Genomic DNA, 8,408 nt, shown 5'->3' with positions numbered 1-8,408 from the left:
GGGCGCGAGTCGAGGTAGCGGCGGGCACCCCAGCCGAGCACGGCCTCGGCGAGCAGCACGCCCAACGCCGCGTCGGCGTGGCCCAGTTGGTCGGCGGCGTGCCGGCAGTAGGCGCAGCCGGCCAGATGCTCCTGGACGTCGGGCAGCAGGGCGCCGCCCCGGCGGATCGGGACGTCGAGCAGGCGGTTGTAGTAGCGGCACTCCTTGCCGGGCGCGAGTTCCCGGTGGGCGCGTACCAGGCCCTCGCGGAATTTCTCCCGGGCCTGTTCGAGCGCGGCCGTCGCGTTCCCGATGTCCACGCCGAGCAGTCCGGCGGGCACCTCCACCGCTTCGGCCTCGACCTCGGCGTGCCACAACAGGGCCTGTTCCAGCCGGGAAAGGCCGTGGAAGGAACGCTCGGAGAGCGCGCGGTTCTCCGGGACGAGCGGTTGCGCGGCGCGCATCCCGCGGCCCCCGGCGGGTTTGCCGAGTCCGGGGAGCACGGCGGTGATCCGGTCGGTGCCGGACCAGTTGAGGACCGTGTCGCGGACGGCCACCAGCAGGCGGGGCCGCAGCGCGTCGGCGGGTTCACCGAGCGCCAGCCGGCCGAGGACCTGGTGGAAGGCGGTGGCGGTGACCATGTGGGCGAGGGGCCCGGAGGCGGCCAGGCAGATGACCGCGTACTCCTGGGCCGGCTGCCAGTGCCGGGCCATCAGGAGGGCGGCCGACCGGGAGGCCTCCGCGTCGGAGCCGGCCCGCAGCGGGCCGGCGAGGAACTCGTCGGATTCCCCGGGATCGGCGCCGGACGGCGGATAGGGAGGACGAGGGGGGTGGGGGGTGAACACGGAGCGGATTCCTTTTGGCGCGTGGTGCGAGCGGGAAATTCACCGCGTTTGAACCCTTGCACACGTGCCACAGGGGCAACAAGGCGCACGGAGGACATCGGCCGTTTTGAAGGAAAGTCAGAAACACGGTGCCGGCCAGGGGTTGCCGCGAAAGCGGCCGGTTCTCCCGTGCGCCCCATGTGAAGCGCGCGCACGCGTCCGGCGGACGCGCACGCTCCCGCGGCGGGCGGTCCGGTAGTGGACTGGGTGCCGGTCCTCCTCGGAAGGCCCGTCCCCGGCCGGCGGCTCCCGGCGGCTTCCCCCGCCGGCCGGGGGCAGGGCGGTCCCGGACGCGTCAGGTCTGCCAGGAGCGGAGCCGGTCGGCGGCTCCGTACACGTCGGTCTTGCCGGAGACGAGGTCGCGGGCCAGATCGACGAGGGCGCCGTAGGGCGGGTCGATGCCGGCACCGCTGACGGACAGGTAGGCGACGGCGGTCGCGCAGGCGAAGCGGGCATTGGCCGCGGGCAGCGGCTTGAGCACCGCGAGGGTGTGCAGCAGCGCGGCGGCGCGCCAGGCCGCGTCGGACTCCACGCCGAGCCGTGGCGGGTCCACCCGGTGCCGGGCGACGGCGGCGACCAGCGCGGAGAAGTCGTCCACGGCGGGCTGTCCGGGCAGGACCTCCTCGTGCCGCTGGAGCAGCCAGGGGACGTCGATGTGGATGACGGGAGGCATCTCTCGGGCGGTCTCAGGCGGTCGCGCCCTGGGCGGGGCGCTCGTCGTCGGGGAAGGCCGCCGCGAACTCCTCGGCATGGGCGGCGAAGAAGCGGCGAAACGCCTCGGCGCCTTCCTGGAGGGCCCGGTGCCGGGCGATGTCGGCCGCGGCGGCCTCGCGCACGAGCGCCTTCATCGACGTACCGCGCTCCTTGGCGATCTGCCGCAGGTCCTCTAGTTCCCGTTCGCTGAACTCCACGTTGAGAGCTGGCATGCCCCTCACGGTACCGCGCGGGTACTCACGCGTAAATATGCGCAGCTCAGCAGGCATACGGTGCGGTACCGGCCGGAGCCGAGGGCCGTGTCCGATTCCCGCCGGTGGCACGGCCCTTCGCGCAGCAGACTCGAAAGCGCGGAAGCAGCCGGGGGACGCCCCGGGGAAGACGCCCCGGGAACGACGCGGGGGCACCGACGGAACACGTAGGAGCACCGATGGAGACGCACACCGTGCACACCGTGCACCCGAGCCCGCTGGGCGACCTGCTGCTGACCGGATCCGTGTCCCCGGCCGGCCGGTTCGCCCTGGTCTCGCTCTCCCTGCCCGGGCAGCGCGGCGCGCCCGCCGTCCGGCCCGGGGACCGCGACGACCGGCCCTTCACCGAGGCGCACCGGCAGCTGGACGCGTACTTCGCGGGCCGCCGGACCCGGTTCGACCTGCCGCTCTCCCCCGCCGGCAGCCCCTTCCAGCGGACCGTGTGGCAGGCCCTGGACGACATCCCGTACGGCACGACGACCACGTACGGCGAGCTGGCCGCCCGGGCCGGCGTGCCCCGGTCCGAACTGCGCGCGCTGGGCCGGGCGCTGGGCGCCAATCCGCATCTGCTGGTCCGCCCGTGTCACCGGGTGATCGGCGCCGACGGCTCGCTGCGCGGGTACGCGGGCGGGGTCGAGCACAAGCGGTGGCTGCTCACCCACGAGGGCGCGCTGCAGCCGACGCTGCTGTGAAGGGAGGACCCGTGGCACTCACTCTGGCCGAGGCCCGCCGCCGGGCGGCCCGCACCGACTGGGCGGCGCTCGCCGCCGAGCTGGACGAGCACGGCAGCGCGCCCACCGCTCCGCTGCTGACGCCCGCCGAGTGCGCGGACCTGGCCGCCCTGTACGACGAGCCGGAGCTGTTCCGCACCACGGTCGACCTGGGCCGGCACCGGTTCGGGTCCGGCGAGTACCGCTACTTCACGCACGACCTGCCCGGACCGGTCGCCGCGCTGCGGGCCGCGCTCTACCCGCGCCTGCTGCCGGTCGCCCGGGACTGGGCGGCCCGGCTGGACCGCCCGGCGCCCTGGCCCGACTCGCTCGACGCGTGGCTGGCGCGCTGCCACACGGCCGGCCAGGACCGGTCGGCGCAGATCCTGCTCAGGTACGGTCCGGGCGACTGGAACGCGCTGCACCGGGACGTCTTCGGCGAGCTGGTCTTCCCGCTCCAGGTGGTGATCGCGCTGGACGCGTACGGCACCGACTACACCGGCGGCGAGTTCCTCATGGTGGAACAGCGCCCGCGCGCCCAGTCGCGGGGTACGGCGAGCGTGCTCCGGCAGGGGCACGGGCTGGTGTTCACCACCCGGGACCGCCCCGTGCGCACCCGCCGCGGCTGGTCGGCCGGGGCGGTGCGGCACGGGGTGAGCACGGTGCGGTCGGGGCGGCGGCGGACCCTGGGCCTGGTCTTCCACGACGCGGCCTGACCGCGACACCCTCCGCGCGAGAAGCCGCGCGACCGTCCACCGCGCCGCCGGCCTCGCGGCGGACGCGCGCCGCCCGTCACACGTCCAGCCGGCTGATCCGCACCGCGCCCTTCGTCTGCCCCGGGTAGGCGCTGGTGAGCGTCAGCCGCAGCCGGGAGCCGCGGGCCGCGTCGAAGGTGATGACCGTCGGGCTGTCGGAGGCGGTGGCCCACTCCACCGTCGCTCCGGTCACCGGGGCCCAGGCGTGCCCGTCCCACACCGCCACCTCGGCCCGTGCCGGGAGGGTGTGGCCGGCGTCGACCGTGAAGGAGGCCGCCACCCGGTGGACGGTCCGGGTGCGCCCGAAGTCGACGGACACCCAGTCCTTCGCCCGGGCGCCGCTGAACGCGGGCAGCAGCGCGGTGGCCTGCTTCACGAAGGCGTTGGACCAGCCGGTGGCCGGGTCGCCGTCCAGCATCGCGGCGGGCAGGGTGTCCGGGCGGCCGGAGTAACCGGCGTCGGCGCGCGGGTACTCGGGCGGCGCCGGGTGGCCGGGCCGGAAGTCGGCGGGTTCGGTCGTCGCGGCGTCGCGGGCCGGGCTCGTGCGCAGGTGCGCCGTGCCCGTGCGCAGGCCGTCCACCCGGGCGGTGACCTTCAGCGGGCCGGGCCGCACGCCTGCGCGGACGATGGCGAGGGCCTTGCCGTGGAAGGCGGTGCGGGTGCTCGCCTGGTAGCGCTCGGCGCTCTCCTGGCGGCCGTTGTCCAGTCCGGCGAGGGAGCCGCCGGTGACGTCGAAGGAGATCAGGTGCTCGGCGTCGGGCACCAGCACGCCGTGGGCGTCGACGATCTCGGCGGTGACGAAGGCGAGCGAACGGCCGTCGGCGGCGAGGGACTCGCGGTCGGCGGTGAGCCGTACGGCGTGCGGGGCTCCGGCCGTGCGCAGCACGTCGGCGGCCACGACCTTGCCGTCCCGCCGGGCGACCGCCTTCAGCTCGCCCGGCCGGTAGGGCACCTTCCAGGTCAGGTGCAGCTTGCCCGCGCTGCCGTTGGGGCTGGTGTAACTGCCCGGGTAGGGGCCGTCGGTGAAGGTCTTGTCGTCGCCGGTGGGCTCGGTGGTCTCCAGGTACTCCCGGCCGTCGGTCGTCCGCTTGACGTCGAACTCCCGTACTCCCAGGGACTCCCCGTCGAGGAACAGCTCGACGGTGGGCACGTTGGCGTAGGCCCACACCTCCACCGTCTCGCCCTCCTCGTGGTTCCAGCTCATCGGCAGCAGATGGACCATCGGCTCGCTCGTCCACTGGCTCCTGAACAGGTGGTACATGTCCTTGGGGAAGCCCGCGGTGTCGACGGCGCCGAAGAAGGACGCCTTGACCGGGAAGACGTCGTACGGCGTGGGCTCGCCGATGTAGTCGATGCCGGACCACAGGAACTGGCCCGCGAACCACTTGCGGTCCCGGTCCTTCTTGTGGCCGTACTCGCCGGACATGGTCCAGGAGGCGAGGTTGTTGTCGTAGGAGGAGACCGCACGCCGGCCGGGTGTGTGGTTCTCACCGGTGTTGAGGTGCTCCGGTTCCTGGTAACAGCCGCGGGTCGAGGTCTCCGAGGAGGACTCGGACTCGAAGAGGAACAGGTGCGGGTAGGCCGCGTGCAGGGCGTCCACCGACTTGGCCGTGTTGTAGTTGAGGCCGAGGCCGTCCAGTTTGGCGAGCATCAGGTCGGCCGCCGAGCCCTTGGCGGGTACGCGCCGGTACTTGTCGGAGCCGATGACGAGCGGCCGGGTGTCGTCGGCGGCCTTGACGGCGGCGATGATCCGGTCCGCCATGGCGAGCCCGGCGGTGGAGGTGGAGTCGGGGATCTCGTTGCCGATGGACCACAGCACCACGGCGGGCGAGTTGCGGGCGGCCAGGACCATCTCGGTGGCGTCCCGTTCGCACCACTCGTCGAAGAACCGGCCGTAGTCGTACGTCGTCTTGCCGGTGCGCCAGCAGTCGAAGGCCTCCACCATCATCACGATGCCCAGTTCCTCGCAGACCTGGATCATCTGCGGCGAGGGCGGGTTGTGGGAGGTGCGCAAGGCGTTGACGCCCATCGACTTCATGATCCGCATCTGCCGGCGCACGGCGTCGATGCTGATCGCGGCGCCGAGCGCGCCCTGGTCGTGGTGGAGGTCGACCCCCTTGATCTTGGTGTACGCGCCGTTGAGGGAGAAGCCCTCGTCCGGGTCGAAGCGGACGGTGCGGATGCCGAACGGCGTGCGGTGGGTGTCGGTGGTGCGGCCCCCGACGCGCAGCTCGGTGTGGAGGGTGTAGCGGTGCTCCGGAGTCGCGAAGTCCCACAGGAGGGGCTGGGGGACCGTGAGTTCGTGGGTCTCGGTGGCCTCGTCCGCGACGGCGGCGGTGGTGGCCGTACGGGCGACGGTACGGCCGTCCGGAGCGACGATCCGGGAGCGTACCTCCACGTCCGCGCCGGTGCCGGAGGTGTTCCGCACGGTGGTCCGCACCCGCACCCGCGCCCGGTCGGCGAAGACCTCCGGCGTGGTGACGTAGGTGCCCCAGCGGGCGACGTGCACCGGCTCGGTGATCACGAGGCGGGCCTCGCGGTAGATGCCGCTGCCGGAGTACCAGCGGCTGCTGGGCAGCTGATTGCGCACCTGGACCGCGAGCACGTCGGCGGTGCTGCCGTCGGTGTGGAGGAGGTCGGTGAGGTCGAAGGCGAAGCCGGTGTAGCCGTAGGGGTGGCGGCCCACCTCGGTGCCGTTGCAGTAGACGCGGGCGTCCATGTAGACGCCGTCGAACTCGACCGATATCCGCTTGCCGGCCAGGGCGCGCGGGAGGGTGAGGGCGAGCCGGTACCAGCCGAGGCCGCCCGGGAAGAAGCCGGTGCCGCTGGTGGTGCCGTGGTCGGTCGTGGGGGTCTGCTCGATGCTCCAGTCATGGGGTACGGCGACCTCGCGCCAGGCCGAGTCGTCGTAGCCCGGCTCGGCGGCCCGCGCGTGGGCGCCGGTGGGGTCGCCCCGGCCGTCCGGGTCGGCCAGGGCGAAGCGCCAGCCGTCCCGCAGCGGCACGGTGAGGCGTCCGCCGGTGGCGGGCGCGTCGGCGGTGAGGGCGGCCGGAGCCGCGGAGATGTTCGGGAGCGTCCCGGCCGCGGGCGCTGCCGTGGCGGCGACCAGAACCGATCTGCGCGTGACCGACATGGGCGGCTCTCCCTCATCAGGGCCCAGAAGTACTCACAACTGATCGTGACCAAACAGATTCTGACGTCCTGACACACGCGATCGTCAAGGGCCCGGAACCTTGCGCGCACCGTCGGCGCCACATCGGCCGGATATCCCCCTTGACCGCGCCCCCGGCGCGTTCGACCGGTCGGCCGGGCTGCCCCGGATCGGCGCTCACGGACGCGCGCGAAGCACTAGGCTGGTACGCGAGTGGTGCCACCTGTTCACTGTGAGTGTGCGCTTGGGAGCGGCGACGATGAGCCGGGTCTATCCGTTCGACGATGCGGCGACGGCCCGGGCTGTCATCGGCGACGACGGAACACTGCTGGAGTGGAACGAGGGCGCCCGGCGCCTGCTCGGTCATCCGGCCGCCGCCGTCCTGGGCCGCCCCGCCGCCGAGCTGCTGGCCGACGCCGGCACCCCGGTGCCGCCCCTGGGCCCGCGCTGGGCGGGGACGGTCGGATTGCGCCACCGGGACGGCCGCACCGTCTCCGTGTGGCTGCTCGCCCACCGGCGCCCGCCGCAGGACGAGCGCCCGGGTGACTGGCTCGTGGTCACCCCGCTCGCCGGCACCGGTCCGCACCCCGGTGACGACCCGCTCACCGAGGCGGGCCTGGTCCAGTCGCCGTGCCCGGTCGCCGTGTACGACGACCGGCTGCGGCTGCGCCGGATGAACGAGGCGATGGCCGACGTGGTCGGGCTGCCCGAGGAGCGCGTACGGGGGCTCCGGCTCGCGGAGATCGGCGGCCGGCCGCAGAGCGAGGAGCTGGAGGAGAGCATGCTCCGGGTGCTGACCTCGGGCCGGCCCCTGGACGTGCAGACCTTCATGCGCACCGGAGGCGAGGACCGGGCCCACGCCTGGCTCGCCAGCATGGCGCCGGTCCGGGACCCGGCCGGCCGGGTCCGTGGCGTGTGCCTGGCCGCGCACGACGTCACCGACAACCACCGCGCCCGGCAGCGGCTGCAACTGCTCAACGAGGCCAGTGTGCGCATCGGGACCACGCTCGACGTCACCCGCACCGCGCAGGAGCTGGCCGACATGTGCGTGCCTGCGCTCGCCGACTTCGTCACGATCGACCTGCTGGACCCGCAGGAGTACGGCGGTGAGCCCCCGGCCCGCATCACCGCGCCGGTCCGGCTGCGCCGCGCCGCCCACCAGTCGGTGCTGCCCGGCCGGCCCGAGGCGGTGGTCCCGCCCGGGACCTCGGAGGAGTACCCGGCCTTCTCCCCCCAGGCCGACTCGCTGACCGCGGGCCGCACCATCACCGCCACCGTGTCCGCCGGTGACATGGACCAGTGGCTGGCCTGGCATCCGGCGCGCGGCCAACGGGTGCGGCGCTTCGGTGTCCACTCCTCGATGTCCGTGCCGATCCAGGCACGCGGACTCACCCTCGGGGTCGCGGTGCTCACCCGGCACCGCCGCCCGGACCCCTTCACCGCGGACGACGTGCTGCTGGCCGAGGAGATCACCGCCCGCGCGGCCGTCTGCATCGACAACGCCCGCCGCTACTCCCGCGAGCGGGAGACGGCGCTCGCGCTCCAGCGCAGCCTGCTGCCCCGCTCGCTGCCGCGCACGGCCGCGCTGGAGGCCTCCTCCCGCTACCTGCCGGCCGCCCGCGCCGGCGTGGGCGGGGACTGGTTCGATGTGATCCCGCTCTCCGGGATGCGGGTCGCGATGGTCGTCGGGGACGTCGTCGGGCACGGCATCCAGGCGTCGGCCACCATGGGCCGGCTGCGCACCGCCGTGCGCACCCTCGCCGACATCGACCTGGCCCCGGACGAGCTGCTCACGCACCTGGACGACCTGGTGCTGCGGCTCTCGGAGGACGCCGGCGCCGAGGGCAGCCCGGGCGAGGTCGGCGCGACCTGCCTGTACGCCGTCTACGACCCGGTGTCCCGCCGCTGCGCGCTGGCCCGCGCCGGGCATCCGCCGCCCGTGCTGCTGCGGCCGGGCGGCCGGC

Annotated in this window: 6 protein-coding genes and 1 pseudogene; 3 read left to right on the top strand and 4 right to left on the bottom strand. The window is 74.1% G+C overall.

Features of this window, described 5'->3' with window-relative positions; genetic code table 11:
* The 3 genes and pseudogenes from ABZV94_RS38380 to ABZV94_RS38370 all read right to left on the bottom strand — a co-directional run.
* Positions 1-824: pseudogene (locus tag ABZV94_RS38380) on the bottom strand (hydrolase); the annotation flags it as partial.
* 334 nt (positions 825-1,158) lie between these two features.
* Entirely contained in the window at positions 1,159-1,536 is a 378-nt protein-coding gene (locus tag ABZV94_RS38375; RefSeq protein WP_356349153.1) for a toxin Doc, read from the bottom strand.
* Positions 1,537-1,549: 13 nt separating this feature from the next.
* The gene (locus ABZV94_RS38370; RefSeq protein ID WP_356349151.1) at positions 1,550-1,789 is read right to left on the bottom strand and encodes a hypothetical protein; all 240 of its coding nucleotides are present in this window, start codon (positions 1,787-1,789) and stop codon (positions 1,550-1,552) included.
* Between the two features lie 218 nt (positions 1,790-2,007).
* Here ABZV94_RS38370 and ABZV94_RS38365 point away from each other — a divergent pair, with 218 nt between their 5' ends.
* Positions 2,008-2,520 (top strand): methylated-DNA--[protein]-cysteine S-methyltransferase, encoded by a 513-nt coding sequence (locus tag ABZV94_RS38365; protein WP_356349149.1) that lies wholly within the window; start codon positions 2,008-2,010, stop codon positions 2,518-2,520.
* Positions 2,521-2,531: 11 nt separating this feature from the next.
* Positions 2,532-3,254 (top strand): 2OG-Fe(II) oxygenase, encoded by a 723-nt coding sequence (locus tag ABZV94_RS38360; RefSeq protein ID WP_356349147.1) that lies wholly within the window; start codon positions 2,532-2,534, stop codon positions 3,252-3,254.
* Between the two features lie 76 nt (positions 3,255-3,330).
* Here ABZV94_RS38360 and ABZV94_RS38355 read toward each other — a convergent pair whose 3' ends face one another.
* Complete coding sequence (locus tag ABZV94_RS38355; RefSeq protein ID WP_356349144.1) at positions 3,331-6,426, bottom strand: glycoside hydrolase family 2 TIM barrel-domain containing protein; 3,096 nt, start codon at positions 6,424-6,426, stop codon at positions 3,331-3,333.
* Between the two features lie 277 nt (positions 6,427-6,703).
* Here ABZV94_RS38355 and ABZV94_RS38350 point away from each other — a divergent pair.
* The coding region (locus ABZV94_RS38350) for a SpoIIE family protein phosphatase (protein WP_356349142.1) at positions 6,704-8,408 on the top strand (1,705 nt) is incomplete at its 3' end.

The sequence above is a fragment of the Streptomyces sp. NPDC004658 genome (assembly GCF_040609555.1).
Classification (GTDB): Bacteria; Actinomycetota; Actinomycetes; order Streptomycetales; family Streptomycetaceae; genus Streptomyces.
The sequence above is the reverse complement of the archived record's forward strand: the minus strand, read 5'-3'. Positions and strand labels throughout refer to the sequence as shown.

What these genes read in the sequence shown, in the direction of transcription:
- ABZV94_RS38365 (WP_356349149.1), top strand. Translation starts at nt 2,008, where the DNA reads ATGGAGACGCACACCGTGCACACCGTGCACCCGAGCCCGCTGGGCGAC.
- ABZV94_RS38370 (WP_356349151.1), bottom strand. Translation starts at nt 1,789, where the DNA reads ATGCCAGCTCTCAACGTGGAGTTCAGCGAACGGGAACTAGAGGACCTG.
- ABZV94_RS38375 (WP_356349153.1), bottom strand. Translation starts at nt 1,536, where the DNA reads ATGCCTCCCGTCATCCACATCGACGTCCCCTGGCTGCTCCAGCGGCAC.
- ABZV94_RS38355 (WP_356349144.1), bottom strand. Translation starts at nt 6,426, where the DNA reads ATGTCGGTCACGCGCAGATCGGTTCTGGTCGCCGCCACGGCAGCGCCC.